Origin of the sequence: Curtobacterium sp. USHLN213 (assembly GCF_037144815.1) — a bacterium.
GTDB lineage: Bacteria > Actinomycetota > Actinomycetes > Actinomycetales > Microbacteriaceae > Curtobacterium.
On sequence record NZ_JBBCYQ010000005.1, the window covers coordinates 26848 to 42928 of the forward strand.

15 protein-coding genes are annotated in these 16081 nt (G+C 71.1%); 6 read left to right on the forward strand and 9 right to left on the reverse strand.

Features of this window, described 5'->3' with window-relative positions; translation table 11 throughout:
• Positions 1-31: 31 nt before the first annotated feature.
• The 4 genes from WFH25_RS08335 to WFH25_RS08350 are packed head-to-tail and all read right to left on the reverse strand — an operon-like array spanning position 32 to position 4896.
• Positions 32-922: an ABC transporter permease gene (locus tag WFH25_RS08335; protein ID WP_092384058.1), complete on the reverse strand. Its 891-nt coding sequence runs from the start codon at positions 920-922 to the stop codon at positions 32-34.
• Entirely contained in the window at positions 919-1860 is a 942-nt protein-coding gene (locus tag WFH25_RS08340; RefSeq protein WP_092384060.1) for an ABC transporter permease, read from the reverse strand. Before WFH25_RS08340 ends, WFH25_RS08335 begins: the two co-directional genes overlap by 4 nt.
• Positions 1860-3287, reverse strand: a complete 1428-nt coding sequence (locus tag WFH25_RS08345) for a M14 family zinc carboxypeptidase (protein ID WP_336697373.1) — start codon at positions 3285-3287, stop codon at positions 1860-1862. The genes WFH25_RS08340 and WFH25_RS08345 overlap by 1 nt, the downstream gene beginning before the upstream one ends.
• Before the next feature lie 16 nt (positions 3288-3303).
• Positions 3304-4896, reverse strand: coding sequence for a peptide ABC transporter substrate-binding protein (locus tag WFH25_RS08350; RefSeq protein ID WP_229085062.1), 1593 nt, complete (start codon positions 4894-4896; stop codon positions 3304-3306).
• 180 nt (positions 4897-5076) lie between these two features.
• On the opposite strand from WFH25_RS08350, the gene WFH25_RS08355 reads away from it, so the two are divergent.
• On the forward strand, positions 5077-5727 hold the full coding sequence (locus WFH25_RS08355; RefSeq protein ID WP_336697374.1) for an FMN-binding negative transcriptional regulator: 651 nt from the start codon (positions 5077-5079) through the stop codon (positions 5725-5727).
• A complete protein-coding gene (locus tag WFH25_RS08360) occupies positions 5724-7199 on the forward strand; it encodes an amidohydrolase (protein WP_336697375.1) in 1476 nt (491 codons plus the stop codon). The genes WFH25_RS08355 and WFH25_RS08360 overlap by 4 nt, the downstream gene beginning before the upstream one ends.
• 6 nt (positions 7200-7205) lie before the next feature.
• Here WFH25_RS08360 and WFH25_RS08365 read toward each other — a convergent pair whose 3' ends face one another.
• The 3 genes from WFH25_RS08365 to WFH25_RS08375 are packed head-to-tail and all read right to left on the reverse strand — an operon-like array spanning position 7206 to position 9292.
• Entirely contained in the window at positions 7206-8132 is a 927-nt protein-coding gene (locus tag WFH25_RS08365; RefSeq protein WP_336697377.1) for an Fpg/Nei family DNA glycosylase, read from the reverse strand.
• Between the two features lie 19 nt (positions 8133-8151).
• Positions 8152-8640, reverse strand: a complete 489-nt coding sequence (locus tag WFH25_RS08370) for a ribose-5-phosphate isomerase (RefSeq protein ID WP_070416594.1) — start codon at positions 8638-8640, stop codon at positions 8152-8154.
• 22 nt (positions 8641-8662) lie between these two features.
• Positions 8663-9292 (reverse strand): helix-turn-helix domain-containing protein, encoded by a 630-nt coding sequence (locus WFH25_RS08375; protein ID WP_083413707.1) that lies wholly within the window; start codon positions 9290-9292, stop codon positions 8663-8665.
• On the opposite strand from WFH25_RS08375, the gene WFH25_RS08380 reads away from it, so the two are divergent.
• A complete protein-coding gene (locus WFH25_RS08380; protein WP_336697380.1) occupies positions 9291-9818 on the forward strand; it encodes a GNAT family N-acetyltransferase in 528 nt (175 codons plus the stop codon). The two genes, WFH25_RS08375 and WFH25_RS08380, sit on opposite strands and share 2 nt — an antisense overlap.
• Positions 9819-10148: 330 nt before the next feature.
• Here the strand turns inward: WFH25_RS08380 and WFH25_RS08385 are convergent, their stop codons facing one another.
• The gene (locus tag WFH25_RS08385) at positions 10149-10709 is read right to left on the reverse strand and encodes a mycothiol-dependent nitroreductase Rv2466c family protein (protein ID WP_229085137.1); all 561 of its coding nucleotides are present in this window, start codon (positions 10707-10709) and stop codon (positions 10149-10151) included.
• A 208-nt stretch (positions 10710-10917) separates the two neighbouring features.
• On the opposite strand from WFH25_RS08385, the gene pepN reads away from it, so the two are divergent.
• The 3 genes from pepN to WFH25_RS08400 all read left to right on the forward strand — a co-directional run bounded on the left by pepN (position 10918) and on the right by WFH25_RS08400 (position 15088).
• On the forward strand, positions 10918-13497 hold the full coding sequence (gene pepN / locus WFH25_RS08390; protein WP_336697382.1) for an aminopeptidase N: 2580 nt from the start codon (positions 10918-10920) through the stop codon (positions 13495-13497).
• Between the two features lie 77 nt (positions 13498-13574).
• The gene (locus WFH25_RS08395; protein WP_092384072.1) at positions 13575-14651 is read left to right on the forward strand and encodes a mechanosensitive ion channel family protein; all 1077 of its coding nucleotides are present in this window, start codon (positions 13575-13577) and stop codon (positions 14649-14651) included.
• On the forward strand, positions 14648-15088 hold the full coding sequence (locus WFH25_RS08400; protein ID WP_229085056.1) for a globin: 441 nt from the start codon (positions 14648-14650) through the stop codon (positions 15086-15088). Before WFH25_RS08395 ends, WFH25_RS08400 begins: the two co-directional genes overlap by 4 nt.
• Positions 15089-15221: 133 nt before the next feature.
• Here the strand turns inward: WFH25_RS08400 and WFH25_RS08405 are convergent, their stop codons facing one another.
• On the reverse strand, positions 15222-16064 hold the full coding sequence (locus WFH25_RS08405) for an NAD(P)H-binding protein (RefSeq protein ID WP_336697385.1): 843 nt from the start codon (positions 16062-16064) through the stop codon (positions 15222-15224).
• Between the last annotated feature and the right edge of the window lie 17 nt (positions 16065-16081).

Below are 16081 nucleotides of genomic sequence, written 5' to 3' on the forward strand. Positions count from 1 at the left end.
TTTCGAGGGGCGGTGGGTCGAGTCTGACGGATCAGCGCCGTCGTGGGTCGAGCGCGGCGCGCAGCGTGTCCCCGAGCGCGATGACGCAGAGCACCGTCACGGCGAGGAACACCGCGGGCGCGATGAGCATGTGCGGCGCTCGGAGGAACTGGCTCGTCGCGGCGGAGAGCTGCAGCCCCCACGAGATCGCCGGACTCTCGAGCCCGATGCCGAGGTACGTCAGGGACGACTCCGACACGATCACGCCGCCGACGGTGATCGTCGCGAGCACGAGCAGGGGCGAGATCGAGGACGGCAGGACGTACCGCGTCGTGATCCGCCACGTGGAGAGCCCCATCGTCCGCGCGGCGAGCACGAACTCGGCGTTCCGGACGCTCCGCACGCTCGACCGCACGAGCCGGGCCATCGTCGGCCAGCCGAACAGCGCGAGCACGAGCGAGACCGTCAGCACCGAGCGCTCCCCCACGCTGTTCAGGACGACGACGGCGCCGAGCAGGAACGGGAAGCCGAGGAACACGTCGGTGAGCCGCGCGAGCACCGCGTCGACCCAGCCGCCGACCATGCCCGCGACGGTGCCGACGACGACGGCGACGACCCCGGCGAGGACCGTGGTGAGCACGGCGACGGCGATCGACGAGCGCGTCCCGTAGACGACGTTGGCGTACACGTCGCAGCCCTGCAGGTCGAAGCCGAACGGGTGACCGCCGGTCGGCGACGCGCCGCTCCGACCGAGGTCGCACACCCGCGGGTCGCCGTGGCCGAAGAAGCCGGCGAAGAACCCCGGGAAGACTGCGACGAGCACGACGACGGCGAGGACCCCGGCCGGCAGCCAGAACCCCGGACGACGGACGGCCGCACGCAGGGGACGCCGCTTCGTGACGACGGACGACGGGACGGTCGCGCCGATGGCGGAGGTGGTCATGCGGAGGCTCCTGTCCGGACGCGCGGGTCGAGTGCGGCGTGCAGCAGGTCGACGAGCACGCTCGTGACGAGGAACACCAGGATGAGTGCCGTCGAGATGCCGACGACGACGGCCCCTTCGTGCGACCGGATGCCCTGGAACAGCAGGTTCCCGACACCGGGGAGGTTGAAGATGCCCTCGATGATCACGGTCCCGCCCATCAGGTAGCCCAGGTCCGTGGCGAGGTAGGTCGCCGTCGGGATGAGCGAGTTGCGCATCACGTGCACGCCGACGATCCGTCCCGGCGCGAGTCCCTTCGCCCGGGCGGTCCGCACGAAGTCCGCGTCGAGCGTCTCGATCATCGACGTCCGTGTCAGCCGGGACACCGCCGCGAGACCGAACAGCGCGATCACGAACGCCGGCAGCACGTAGGCCGTCGGCCACCCCGCCGTGGCGCCCGCGACCGGGAACCAGTGGAGCCGGACCGAGAACACGAGCTGCAGCGCGACGCCGAGCACGAAGACGGGGACGGCACCGACGACGATCGTCCCGACCAGGACCGTCTTGTCGAGGACGGTCCCGCGGCGGAGGGCCGAGACCACGCCGAGCCCGATGCCGAGCAGGATCTCGATCGCCCAGGCCGTCAGCGCGAGCGTGATGGTGACCGGCCAGCGCGAGGCCATCTGCTCGCCGACGGACTGGCCGCTGAAATCCGTGCCGAAGTCGCCGCGGAACAGCCCGGCGAGGTACTGCACGTACTGCAGCCACAGCGGCTGGTCGAGGTGGTACTCGGCGCGCAGCGCCCGGACGACGGCGTCGCTGAGTGGCCGGTCGCCGCCGAGCGCCTTGATGGGGTCTCCCGGCAGCGCGAACGTCATCGCGTAGATGAGGAAGGTCACCCCGAGGAAGACGACGACCAGGCCGCCGACCCGGCGACCGACGGCGAGCGCCGGGCGCATCACGCGCCTCCTGGCATGGTCGTGGCCAGGGACGGACGGGAGGCGCGGGTCGGCCCCGCACCGTGCATGCCGTCGTCGCCTTCGGCGACGTGGCTCGCGCAGGCGAGGATCGCGCCGAACTGCACCCCCACCAGCTTGCTGATCGGGATCGGCTCCGCGCCGGTCGCCTCGTCGGCCTGCCAGGTCGCGTACCGCTGGGCGAGGCGGTCGCGGAGCCGCCGCAGCGGCGCGGGCGCGGTCCCCGCGGTCGTCTCGGCCTCGAGTGCCCGGAGCAGCATCCCGCCGTACCGCAGGCGGAAGCAGCGCACCAGGTCCTCGCAGCCGAACCGCTCGGCGACGGTGGCCGTCCGGTCCGCGGGCTCACGGTCGGCGCGGGCCCGGTCGGTGTCGGTCATCCCGGCGATCATCGGGATGAACGCGCGGGCCCCCTCGAGGAACGGTGACTCGATCGTGAGCATCGGCGAGGCGTCGTCGAGGATCTCCTGCAGTTCCGCGCCCGACGCACCGAGGTCGTCGGCGCAGCGGCGGAGCAGATCCGCGTAGGACTCCGACGTCGGGGTCTGGTCGTCGGCGTCCGGGTGGCTCCAGTACGGCAGCTCGGCGACCATGCACAGCGCACCGTGGCGCATCGCCCACGCGGCGCTGGACGCCCCGTGGATGTGCTCGCCGGGGTCGACGCCGAGGCCCTCGAGGTAGTCGTACGCCGTCTCGATGCCGTCCATCGCGAACACCGCCGGGGCGAGCTCCCGCAGGTACGGCGACTCCGGCTCACCCGTGTCCAGCAGGAGCCCCAGCGAGGCCGGCACCGCGTGCAGGGTGTCGATCACGTCCGGCAGGTCCTCGGACAGGTAGTAGTAGACCCCGCCCATCTCGCCGTTGTGCAGCGACACGAGCAGATCCGGCCGGGTGTCGTCGATGAGCCGCATGAACGCCAGGGTCTCCGGCAGCACCTGGTCGAAGTACACCGACCGGTAGCTGTTCGGGAACGTCCACTCCACCTGGCTGTCCGGCGCCGGACGGTAGAAGTGCCGCGCGTACCAGGCCCGGTCGAACGGGTCGCGGAACCACGCCTCGTTCAACCGCATGCCGTCCGGGTCGATCGTCGGGACGATGTGCCACGTCGTGTCCAGTGCCCGGGCCGTCGCCTCGTCGCCGACCATCGTCTCGGCGAGGTGCAGCGCCGTCCACGAGCCGATCGGTTCGTTCGGGTGCACGCCGCCGACGACGACGGCGGCGTGCGACCCGGAACCGATGCGGTAGGAGTGGAGTGGCTCGCCGAGCCGACTGGTGCCGATCCGGGTGACGGTGACCTGCTCCGGATGGGCCGCGGCGAGCGCGTCGAACCGGGCGTGCAGGTCGTCGACGAGCGGGAAGCCGTCGCGGTCGGGGACCTCGGCGACGAGGCGGAGGATGGTGCGCTGGTCCATGCGGTGGTGCCGGTCCCTACTTGACGGTGATCGCGGGGACGACCGGGCTGCCGTCGACCGCGGGCAGCGAGGCGATCTTGTCGCTCACCACGTACGAGTACTTGTCGAAGAACGTCGGGACGATCGGGAAGTCCTCGAGCACGGCCTTCTGCGTCTGGGCGTAGTAGTCGTTCGCCTCGTCCTGCGAGCCGGCGGAGTCCGCCTTCGCGAGGAGCTGGTCGACCTCGTCCGACTGGTAGTAGCCGGTGCAGGGGGCGCAGCCACCCGCGGAGGTGAACAGTGCGCGGAGGGTGTTCTGCTGGCTGGCGTAGAGCGCGCCCCAGTGCCCGAAGTGCGGCCCCTCGATCTTCTTGTCGGTGAGTTCGGAGTAGTACGAGGCCCAGTCGGTGGTGGCCTTCGCGACGGTGTCGACGCCGAGGTTCTGCCGGATCTGGTTCGCGTACGCCTGGTAGAGCGAGTCGAGGCCGTTGCCGCCGGGGTAGACGAGGGTGATGGTGCCGTCGAATCCGCCGGCCTTCGCGAGCAGCGCCTTGGCCTTCGTCGGCGAGAACTCGCACGCCTCGCCGCAGATGCCCTCCTCGGTCCCGGACATGTTCGGCGGGGTCAGCGCCGTGGCGGGTTCGTACAGCCCACCGTAGATCGCCTTGTTGACCTGCTTGCGGTTGATCGACATCGAGATCGCCCGGCGCACGTCGGGGTCCGAGTAGCGCTCGTCCCAGAGCGGGAAGCCGAGGTAGTCGATGCCGGGGGCGTCGAAGGAGTGCAGGCGGTCGCCGAAGTCCGCGCCGGCGCTCGTCATCTTGTCGGCCGGCAGGAAGAGGACGTCGGCGTTGCCCGCGAGGACGTCGGTGTAGGCGGTGTTCATGTCGGAGTAGCTCTTGAAGGTGACGTCCTTCGTCTTCGCCTTCGTGCCCTCGTAGCCCTTCCACGCGGTGACGGTGAACGGCTGGTTCGCCTTCCACGCCTCGGTCATCTCGTAGGGGCCGTTGCCGATCGGCTTCGCGTCGTAGGCCTTGAGGTCCTCGTACGCGGCCTCGGGCATCGGGTAGAACGCGGTCTGCGCCTGGCTGAGCTGGAGCGGGAACTGGCTGTCCGCGTGGTCGAGCGTCACGGTGAAGGTGTCCTTCCCGGTCACCTTGAGTCCCGACATCTCCTTGGTCTTCGGCGTACCGGACGCCGGGTTGAGGTCCTCGTAGCCGACGATCGCGGCGAGCTCCCCGCTGTTCTCCCACGCGTTCGGGCCGTAGGCGGTGTGGTTCCACGCCTTGACGTAGCTCTCCGGCGTGACCTCCTCGCCGTTCTGGAACGTCCACCCGTCGCGGAGGGTGATCGTCCACGTGGTGTTGTCGGTCGACTCCACGCTCTTCGCGGCGACGTCGTGGAGCTTCCCCTTCGAGTCGGTCTCGGTGAGCGGCGCGAACAGGCTGAGCACCTGGGTGAAGGCCACGGTCTGGCGACCCGGCGTGAGGTGGTCGGGCTCGCCGGTGGCGTAGACGAGGCTCCCGCCGGAGCCGGCCTGGTCGTCCGCGTTCCCGGTGGCCGAACAGCCCGTGGCCACCAGCGCCAGCGTGGCTGCTGCAGCCAGCGCGGCGATCGTCCTGCGTCGCATGTGTGCTCCTCGAGTCCCGCTCCCGGGTCCGGCCCGGTCGTCGTTGACCGAGAAGCTAGGCCCGGCGGAAACCCGAACACAAGACTTCTTTCAGTGATCTCTGAAAGCTTTACCGTTCTGAAACACACCGGAAACGGCGGCCCTCGCGCCGTGGTCACCGCGTGTGCCACGCTGGCGGGCATGCGACACACACCGCACTTCCTGATGACCGACGTCGACGAGGTGCGACGCCTCATCGGGGGCAACCCGTGGGCGACGATCGTCTCGCACACCGAGGCCGGGCTGGTCGCGTCGCACTACCCGTTCCTGCTCGAGACGCCCGCACCGGGCGGCGCTACCGACCCCGACCCCGACGGGCTCGTCCTCGTGTCGCACGTCGGCCGCCCGGACGAGGTGGCCCACGAACTCGGTCGACACGAGGTGCTCGTCGTGTTCCAGGGCCCGCACGGCTACGTCTCGCCCGCCTGGTACCCGCCGGAGCAGTTCGTGCCGACCTGGAACCACGTGACGGCGCACTGCTGGGGCACGCCGGAGATCCTGTCCGACGAGGAGAACTTCCGCGTCCTCGGCGAACTCGTCGACCACTTCGAGCGGGTGATGCCGGAGCCGGTCTCCCTCGAGGTCGACGAGGAGACGGCACGCCGGATGGCGAAGGGCACCGTCGGGATCCGCATCCGGGTCACCCGGTTCGACGCCCGCGCGAAGCTCTCCCAGAACAAGGCACCGGAGGTGGTGGACCGGATCGTCGCGGGGCTGCGCGGCGACGGACCGTACGCCTCGCCGGCACTCGCCGACGAGATGGAGCGTGCACACGGCCTGGAGGCGCGGTGAACGAGATCCTGCTCCGCACCGTCCGACGGGTGGGCACGTCCGGCGCCCCGTCCGACGTCCGGATCGTCGACGGGCTGGTCACCGCGATCGCGCCGGCCGGCACGCTCGACCCCACGGACGCCGACACCGACCTCGTCGAGACGGCCGGCGCCTGGCTCGGTCCCGGTCTCGTCGACCACCACGTGCACTTCGACCAGTGGGCCCTCGTCCGCCGTCGCGTCGACGTGTCGGCCTGCGACTCGGCGGAGGCGACCGCCGACCTGCTCGCGGAGGTGGCACGCACGGGTGTGGCGGACCGCGTCCTGATCGGCCACGGCTACCGCGACGGGATGTGGCCCCGCCCTGCACGACGTGCGCTGCTCGACCGGATCGAGCCGCGCCTCCCGATCGTCGTCATCAGCGGTGACCTGCACGCCGTCTGGTGCAACGCCGCTGCGCTGGAGCACTTCTCCGGCATCGTCGGCCGCCCGCTCGTCGCCGGCGACGACGGGGTGCTCCGCGAGCAGGACGCGTTCGACGTGACCGGCGCGCTCTCCCGCGTGCCGGACGAGGTGCTCGACGGCTTCGTCGCCGACGCCGTCGAGGCGGCCGCCGCCCGCGGCGTGACCCGGGTGACCGACCTCGAGATGACCTTCGGACTCGACCGCTGGACCCGCCGTGTGCAGGCCGGCACGGACGGCCTCCGCGTCGACTCCGGGGTCTACCCGGCCGACCTCGACGCCGCGATCCGTCGGGGACTCCGCACCGGCGACGTCGTCGACGGCACCCGCGGGCTCGTCCGGACGGGCCCGTTCAAGGTGATCACCGACGGCTCGCTCGGCACCCGGACGGCGGCGACGGCTTCCGGCGACGGCGTGCTCGTGTGGTCGTTCGAGGACCTCGTGGCGATGGTCCGTCGGGCGGTCGACGCCGGGCTCGTCCCCGCAGTGCACGCGATCGGTGACCGGGCGAACACCCTCGCGCTCGACGTCTTCGAGGCGGTGGGCGCACGCGGCACGATCGAGCACGCGCAGTTGCTGGCGGACACCGACTTGGAGCGGTTCGCACGGCTCGGGGTGGCCGCGTCGGTGCAGCCCGAGCACGCGATGGACGACCGCGACATCGCCGACCGCTACTGGGCCGGGATGACCGAGCGGGCGTTCCCGTTCGCGTCCCTCGACCGTGCCGGTGCCCGGCTGCTGCTCGGCTCGGACGCGCCGGTCGCGCCGCTCGACCCGTGGGTGTCGTTGGCCGCGGCCGTCGGACGCGACCGGGACGGCCGCGAGCCGTGGCACCCGGCCGAACGCCTCGGCGTGCTGACGGCCTGGCGCGGGTCGACCGAGGGCGGTCGGGTCGGGGTGGCCGTCGGCGACGTCGCGGACCTGGTGCTGCTCGAGGCGGACCCGCTCGCGGCGACCGGGTCCGGGCCGCTCCGGCGAGCACGGGTGCTGGCGACCGCGATCGCCGGACGGTTCACCTACCGGGACGTGTGACCGGCGCTACTTCTGGTCCTTCGGGCACCAGTAGAGCTTGCGGCCGGCCATGTCGGCCATCCGGATCTCGGTGCCGCACACCCGGCAGGGTTCGCCCTGACGGTGGTACACCCAGTGCCGGTCCTTCCGGGACCGGACGGCCTTCGCGTGCTCGCTCTTCGACAGGCCGTCCATGGTCAGCATGAGGCCGTCGCGGACACCCTCGTGCAGGAGCTTCGACCAGTCGTGCCAGAGCGCCTTCGCCTGCTTGACGGTGAGCTGCTTGCCCGGCTTGTAGGGGTCGATGCGCTGCCGGAACAGCAGCTCGGCGCGGTAGATGTTGCCGATGCCGCTCACGACGGCCTGGTCCATGAGCAGCTGCCCGATCGCGACGTTCCGCTTCCGGACGTTGTCGACGAAGGTCTTCTCGGCCTCGGGGCCGTCGTCGTTGATCGGGTCCGGGCCGAGCTTGTCGAGCGCCTTCTGCACGCCGGCCGGGTCCTCGACGACGCACGCCGTCGGGCCGCGGAGGTCGGCGACCGTGTCCTCGGTGAGCAGCCGCACGCGCACCTGTCCGACGGGGTCCGGCGGGAACGCCTCGATCGGGTCCTCGACCTTCTCCTGCTCGGCCATCCGGTAGCGGGCGAGGCGGGGAGCGCCGATCGACGTCAGGGACTCCTCGCCGTCGTCGTCCGACAGCGCCCCGGCGGTGGAGAGGTCCCCCGCGAAGTCCCACGCCCCGTAGAGGCCGAGGTGGACGCGCAGGAACCGATCGCCCTCGAACTCGAGGAACATCTGCTTGCCGACGGCCCGGGCAGCGACCATGCGCGAGCCGTCGAGCTGGGCGGCACCGGCGGCGAACCGTCCCTGCGGACTCGACACCTCGCAGCGTTTGCCGACGAAGTGCCGGGTGAACTGGTTGGCGATGCGGTGGACGGAGTGACCCTCGGGCATTGCTCTTGTCTACTCGGCCTTACTGGTCGATCTGCTTGCCGGCGATCAGACCGGTGGTCTCGTACTCGGCGAGCTGCGCGATGCGGCGGGCGTGACGCTCCTCGCCCGAGAACGGCTCGGCGATGAACAGGTCGACGAACCGGATCGCTTCGTCCTCGGTGTGCTGGCGGGCGCCGATCGAGATGACGTTGGCGTCGTTGTGCTGGCGGGCGAGGAGCGCGGTGGACTCGTTCCACACGAGCGCGGCGCGGACGCCCTCGACCTTGTTCGCGGCGATCTGCTCGCCGTTGCCGGACCCCCCGAACACGACACCGAGCGCCTGGACGCCCGCACGCTGGTCCTGCACCACGGCGTGCGCGGCGTTGATGCAGAACGAGGGGTAGTCGTCGAGCGCGTCGTACTCGGTCGGACCGTGGTCCACCACCTCGTGCCCGGCCTCCGTCAGGTGGGTGGCGAGGGTCTTGTTGAACTCGAGGCCGGCGTGGTCCGTTCCGAGGTGGATGCGCATGGGATCGATCCTATTCCTGCGACTACTGCCCCCGGACCACGACCACGACGTACCGCGTGGGCTCCTCGCCCGGGTTCCGGTAGACGACGTCGGCGGGGTCCCCGAGCTCGATGCGGTCCCCCGCGGCGAGCCGCGTCGGCTCGCCGCCGACGACGAGTTCGAGCACGCCGTCGACCACCCAGATGCAGTGGCGCAGGAACGCGTACGCGGACGCCGGGTAGGCCACTTCGCGGCCGGACGGGAGGCGCACCTCGGTGACGTCCGCGGGGAAGGCCGCACTCGAGATCGGTCGACGCCGGTACCCGGTCTCGGGATCGGTCCAGGAGTCGGCGGTCGCGCCGCGCTGGACGCCCCGCGCGTCGTCGGGATCGGTCGCCCGGGGCACCTCGTGGTCGAGGGACTCGTCGAGGAGCTGTGAGACCGTGAGTCCGAACGCTCCCGACAGCCGCCCGAGGATGGTCGCCGTCGGGCTCGACACCCCGCGTTCGACGCGGTTGATCATGGCGCGGGAGACCCCGGACTCCTCGGCGAGCTCGGTGAGGCTCCACTTCCGCTCCGTGCGGAGGCGCTGCAGGCGCTCGCCGAGCCGTCGCTGGTCGGCGTCGTCCGCCGTTTCCGGTTCCGACTCCGGTGCGTCTACGATGTGAGACATGACGACAGCATATGCGACGAACGGGTCGGGTCCGGTCACCGTCCGGGAGTGCGAGCCGCGCGACCTCGACGTCGTCCACGCGCTGCACGTCGACGCCGTCCTGCACTCCACCGCCATCTGGCAGGAGGAGCCGCACTCCCGCTCGTACTTCGACGGCTGGCTCGCCGGGCGTCGCGCCGACGGCTGGCCGGTCCTCGTCGCCGAGGTCGATGGGCAGGTCGCCGGCTACGCGACGTACTCGCAGTGGCGGCCGCACCAGGGGTACCGGCTGACGGTGGAGCACAGCGTGTACGTCGTCGAGGCGTTCCGTGGGCGGGGCATCGCGACCGTGCTCATGGACGCCCTCGTCGCACGGGCACGGGCGGAGGGGCGGCACGTCCTGATGGCGGGGATCTGCAGCGAGAACGCGGGGTCGATCGCCCTGCACACCAAGCTCGGGTTCGACACGGTCGCCGTCGTGCCCGAGGTCGGACGCAAGTTCGACCGCTGGCTCGACCTGACGCTCATGCGGCTGCCGCTCGCCTGAGCCGGGCCGGCGGGGCGGACGCGAGCCGCGCCTCCTGGCCCCCGCGCACAACCAAAGCGCATCCGAACCGGACGTTCCCGCGGTTCGGGTGCACTCCGGTTGTGCGGCGACCATCCGCGCCGCGTGCCGAGCGCTGCGGGCGCGACCCGCGCCTCCAGGCCGCCGCGCGCAGCAACCGGCCAGCAGCGAGCGTGACCGGACGGTTCCCGTGGTCGTGGCGCGTGACGGCGCGCAACCAAAGCGCATCCGAACCGGACGTTCCCGCGGTTCGGGTGCACTCCGGTCGTGCGGCGACCATCCGCGCCGGGTGGCGGCGCCGCCGGGCCGACGTCAGTCGGTGGTGTCGAAGATCGGTCCGACGGTCCGCGAGCGCTTGAGCTCGAAGAAGCCCGGGTACTTGGCGACCGCGACGACGCCGTCCCAGAGGTCGAGCGCCTCCTGGCCCTTCGGCGCGGGCGAGATGACCGGGCCGAAGAATGCGGTGCCCTCGACGGCGATGACCGGCGTGCCGACGTCCTGGCCGACCCGGTCGATGCCGTCCTGGTGGCTGACACGGACGGCCTGGTCGACCTCGTCCGTCCAGGCGTACTCGAGCAGGTCGGCGTCGAGGCCGAGCTCCGCGAGCACCGCCGGCACGACCTGCTCCGGGTCCTGCTCCTGGCGGTGGTGGATGTGCTCGCCGAGCGCGTCGTAGAGCGGCTTGACGATCTCCTGGCCGAGGCGGAGCCGTGCAGCGGTCACGATGCGCGGGTAGACCTGCCCGGCCACGAGCCGCTCGCGGTAGGTGTCCGGGACGTCCTGGTCCTCGTTGAGGACGAACAGGCTCATCACGTTCCAGGTGACGTCGAGGTCGCGGTGCCGGGCGACCTCGCCGACCCAGCGGCTCGTCATCCAGGCCCAGGGGCAGTTCGGGTCGAACCAGAACTCCACAGCGGTGCGGTCGGCGGTCGTCTTGTCCACAGTCGTGTCGGTCACGGATGCGAGCGTACGCGTGCTCGCTAGGCTGGAGGCGACCGTCCCGCCGGTGCACGACGCCGTGCCGGGACCCCCCTCACGCGGACAAGGACCGTCCGTGTGCAACCGCGAAGATGGAGCGTCCGTGCCCGGAGAGAACCTCACCCGAATCGAAGCCCAGGAACGTGCCGCGATCGTCGACGTGCAGACGTACGACGTCGAGCTCGACCTGACCCGCGGCGCCGAGACGTTCGGCAGCACCACGCGGGTGCGCTTCACCGCCACCGCCGGTGCGTCCACGTTCATCGACGCCATCACGAAGTCGGTGCACTCGATCACGCTGAACGGCACGGCGCTCGACGTCGCCGCCGTGAACGACGGGGTCCGCATCCAGCTCGACGGACTGCAGGAGCAGAACGAGCTCGTGGTCGTCAGCGACGCGCTCTACACGAACACGGGCGAGGGCCTGCACCGCTTCGTCGACCCGGTCGACGACGAGGTGTACCTGTACTCCCAGTTCGAGGTGCCCGACTCGCGTCGCATGTTCGCCGTGTTCGAGCAGCCCGACCTCAAGGCCGAGTTCACCTTCACCGTGACGGCGCCGTCCCGGTGGCAGGTCGTCTCGAACTCCCCCACGCCCGAGCCGCACGTCGACGGCGACATCGCCACGTGGGCCTTCCCCCCGACGGCGAAGATCTCGAGCTACATCACCGCGCTCGTCGCCGGCCCGTACGAGGTCGTTCGCGACGAACTGACGAGCCGCGACGGTCGGACCATCCCGCTGGGCGTCTTCGCGCGGAAGTCGCTGGCCGAGTACCTCGACCCCGAGTACGTCTTCGAGACCACGAAGAAGGGCTTCGCCTACTACGAGGAGAAGTTCGACGTCCCGTACCCCTTCGAGAAGTACGACCAGCTGTTCGTGCCGGAGTTCAACGCCGGCGCGATGGAGAACGCCGGGGCCGTCACCTTCACCGAGACCTACGTCTTCCGGTCGAAGGTGACCGACGCCATCAAGGAGCGCCGGGTCGTCACGATCCTGCACGAGCTCGCCCACATGTGGTTCGGCGACCTCGTCACCATGAAGTGGTGGAACGACCTGTGGCTCAACGAGTCCTTCGCCGAGTGGGCCTCGACGATCGCCACGGCCGAGGCCACCGAGTGGACCGAGGCGTGGACCACGTTCCAGGCGATGGAGAAGTCCTGGGCCTACCGCCAGGACCAGCTCCCCTCGACCCACCCGATCGTCGCGACGATCAACGACCTCGAGGACGTCCAGGTCAACTTCGACGGCATCACGTACGCCAAGGGCGGCTCCGTCCTGAAGCAGCTCGTGGCGTGGGTCGGCATCGACGCGTTCTTCGCGGGCGTCTCGGCGTACTTCAAGAAGCACCACCACTCGAACACCGAGCTGCGCGACCTGCTCGTCGAGCTCGAGGCCACCAGCGGCCGTGACCTCTCCGAGTGGTCGAAGGCCTGGCTCGAGACCGCCGGGGTGAACACGCTCCGCCCCGAGATCGAGGTCGACGAGTCCGGCGCGATCACGTCGTTCGCCGTGCTGCAGGAAGCGCCGGCCGACTACCCGACGCTCCGTCCGCACCGTCTGGCGATCGGCGTCTACGCCGTCACGCAGGACGCGGACGCACCGTTCGGCGCCGACACCGCGTCCTCCGGCGGCAAGCTCGAGCGCGTGCACCGCGTCGAGATCGACGTCGACGGTGCCCGCACCGAGGTCCCGGAGCTCGTCGGCGTGCAGCGCGGCGACCTCGTGCTCCTCAACGACGACGACCTCGCCTACGCCAAGATCCGTCTCGACGAGCACTCGCGCCGGACCGCCATCGAGCACCTCGCCTCGATCGCGAACCCCCTCGCCCGCTCGATCGTGTGGGGCGCGATGTGGGACGCCACGCGTGACGCCGAGTCGCCCGCCAGCGACTACGTCCGCCTGGTGCTCGGCAACATCGCCACCGAGACCGAGTCGACCACGATCCGCACGACGCTCTCGCAGCTGCTCCTGACCGCGCGCAACTACGTCGCGCCGGCGAAGGTCGACCAGACCGTGCGCACCGTCGGCGACACGCTCTGGAACCTCGCGTCGAGCGCCGAGGCCGGTTCCGACGCGCAGTTCCAGTTCGTGAAGTTCTTCGCGCAGATCGCCTCCACGCCCGAGCACGTGGCCACCCTGAGCGGTCTGCGCGACGGGTCGGTGACGCTGAACGGGCTCGAGATCGACACCGACCTGCGCTGGGAGCTGCTCGAGGGCCTCGTGCTCGCGGGTGCCGCCTCCGGTGCCGAGGTCGACGCCGAGCTCGCTGCGGACAAGACCGCGTCGGGCGAGCAGGCCGCCGCGCGCGCCCGTGCGACGATCCCGACGGCCGAGGGCAAGCTCGCGGCGTTCTCGTCGCTCGTGGACTCGTCCGAGCTGCCCAACGCGATCGTGCGCCAGACCACGGTCGGGTACCAGCACGTGAACAGCCCGGTCGTGCTCGAGGGGCTCGTCCCGAAGTACTTCGACGTGCTCACGCGCATCTGGGCCGAGCGCAGCTACCACATGGCCGACACCATCGTCTCGGGGCTCTACCCGGCGCCGCTCGCGTCGGCCGAGCTGCGGGACGCCGCGGCCGCGTGGCTCGAGGCGCACCCGGAGACCCCGGCGCTGCGTCGCATCGTGTCCGAGAGCCTGGCGGGGACCGAGCGTGCCCTGCGGGTCCAGGCGGCGGACGCCTGAGTCTCGGATGAGGATCGGCGGGGTCCTGGCGTTCCCCAGCGGACACCAGGGCCCCGCCCTCTAGCATCGACCGGATCATGATCTTGGCTGCAGTTCCCTCCCCGACCCCGTCAGGCCCGGCAGAGGCCGTCTCGCAGACGTTCGGCGAGTTCGTCGACACCTGGCACGTCCCGATCACGATCGTCATCACGATCCTCGCCGCGCTGGTCCTGCGGATCATCCTGCGGCACTCGATCAAGGGCGTCGTCGACCGCGTCGTGAACGGCGTGAAGAAGCGCCAGGGCGCGACCGACACGCAGGCACTCATCGCGTCGCCGATCCAGACCGCCCGCGTCGTCCAGCGCACCCGCACGCTCGGCAGCGTGCTCGAGAACCTCGCGACGGTGATCGTCGTCGTGCTCGCACTCGTCGTCATCATCCCGCTCGTCATCCCGAACGCGGCCGTCGGGATCGTCGGTGGCGCCTCGCTCGTCGCCGCCGGGCTCGCGGTCGGCGCACAGAGCATCGTGCGCGACCTGCTCTCCGGCGTGTTCATGATCCTCGAGGACCAGGCCGGCGTCGGCGACGTCGTCGACACCGGCCAGGCCACCGGCGTCGTCGAGAACGTCGGGCTGCGGGTCATGCAGATCCGCGACGTGAACGGCATCCTCTGGTTCGTGCCGAACGGGCAGATCCTGCGCGTCGGCAACCTCTCACAGGGCTGGTCGCGCGTCCTCGTCGACATCACGGTCCCGTACGACACCGACATCGACGCCGTGCAGGACGCCCTCCTCAAGGCCGCGGTCACGATGTCGCAGGAGCCCCGGTGGCGCCAACGCATCGTCGAGAAGCCGGAGATCTGGGGCCTGCAGTCGATCACGGACGCCGGCATGGTGTTCCGGCTCGTCGTGAAGACGCGGGCGTCCGAGCTCGACGTCGTCGGCCGCGAGCTCCGCGTCCGACTGAAGCACGCCGTCGACGAACTCGGCGTGACCCTGCCCGCGATGGCGATGATCATGCCCGCCGGGTGGGAGAACGCGACCTCGATCAACGGTCTGCGCACCGTGCGGACCCAGCCCACGCCGGCGCCGACCAAGCCCCGACGCGGCCGCAAGAACGTCCTCGGTCAGCCGATCCGGACCGACGACCCCGACGCCGGGAAGGACCCGCGATGACCGACCCCACCCCGCCCGCACAGCCGATCACGCTGCGGGTCGGCGAGCACGGCGCCTCGGCCACCGGCTCCCTCTACGAGCGCATCGGCGGCGCACCCACCTTCGACCGGCTCGTCCGGCGCTTCTACGAGGGCGTGCAGCAGGACGACGTCATCTGGCCGATGTACCCGGCGGACGACCTCGAGGGGGCGATCTGGCGTCTCTCGGCCTTCCTGCAGCAGTACTGGGGCGGCCCGGGGACCTACAGCGAAGAACGCGGGCACCCCCGTCTGCGGATGCGGCACATGCCGTTCCGGATCACGTCCGAGGCCCGTGAGCGCTGGCTCCACCACATGCGCGAGGCGGTCGAGTCCCTCCAGCTCGCGCCCCTCGACGAGGCAGAGCTCTGGGCCTACCTCGACCGGGCGGCACACGCCATGACGAACACGTTCGACTGACGGACGTGCGCGGCTGACGGACTGGAGGCGCGGTGCCAGCTGGCACCGTCCCTCCTGGCACGGCCGTCACCCCGCTGGCGCGGTGCGCCGGTACCGGCCGGTGGGGCCCACCTCCAGTCCGTCACCGGTCGCGTCAGCGGACGTAGGAGCCGTCGGCGAGGTCCTCGACGAGCGGGGGCCGGGTCGGGTTCCACCCGAACGCGCTGCGCGCGTGGGCGCCCGAGGCCTCCTGGTGGAGCAGCAGCGCGTCGGCGTACTCGGTGCCGAGACGCTCGCGGCTGGCGTCCACGCTCTCGGCCACGATCGGCGAACCGTGCGCTCCCGCCTCCGCGATCTCGCGGACCGTCGGGTTGTCCCCGGTGTCCGCGACGACGTAGCCGTCCTGCTCACCGCGGTGCAGGGCGAGGACGTAGAGCTCGCCGAGGTCGTCGGTGTGCACCGTCGTCCAGCGCTGCGAACCGTCACCGACGAGTCGGACCTCGTGCTCGCCGTCCCCGACGAACATCGCGGGGATGCCGGCGCCGCGGCCGTAGACGATGCCGGGGGCGATGATCGTCGTCCGGACGTTGCTCGCCCGCACGGTCGCCTCGTTCGGCACGCGCCAGGCGGTCAGTGCCGGCGGCGACAGCGGCGACTGCTCGGAGATGTCGGTCGAGTCGCCGAAGGTGAAGATCCCGCCGGTGTGCACGAACGGCTTCGGGGTGCCCTCGAGCGCCGCGAGCACGGTCGCGATGAAGTCCGCGTCGATGCCCTGGGCCGAGGCCGTGTGCACGACGGCGTCCGCCTCGTGTGCGAGCCGGCGGACGACGTCGGTGTCGGTGACGTCACCGACGAGGGCGCGGCCACCCGCGTCGCGGACCGCCTGTGCCTTCTCGTCCGTGCGGACGAGGGCGGTGACCTCGTGCTCGTGGGCGACGAGTGCGCGGAGGACCGAGGAACCGATGTACCCGGACGCGCCGGTGAGGAAGACGTGCATGGAGCCAGCCAACCACG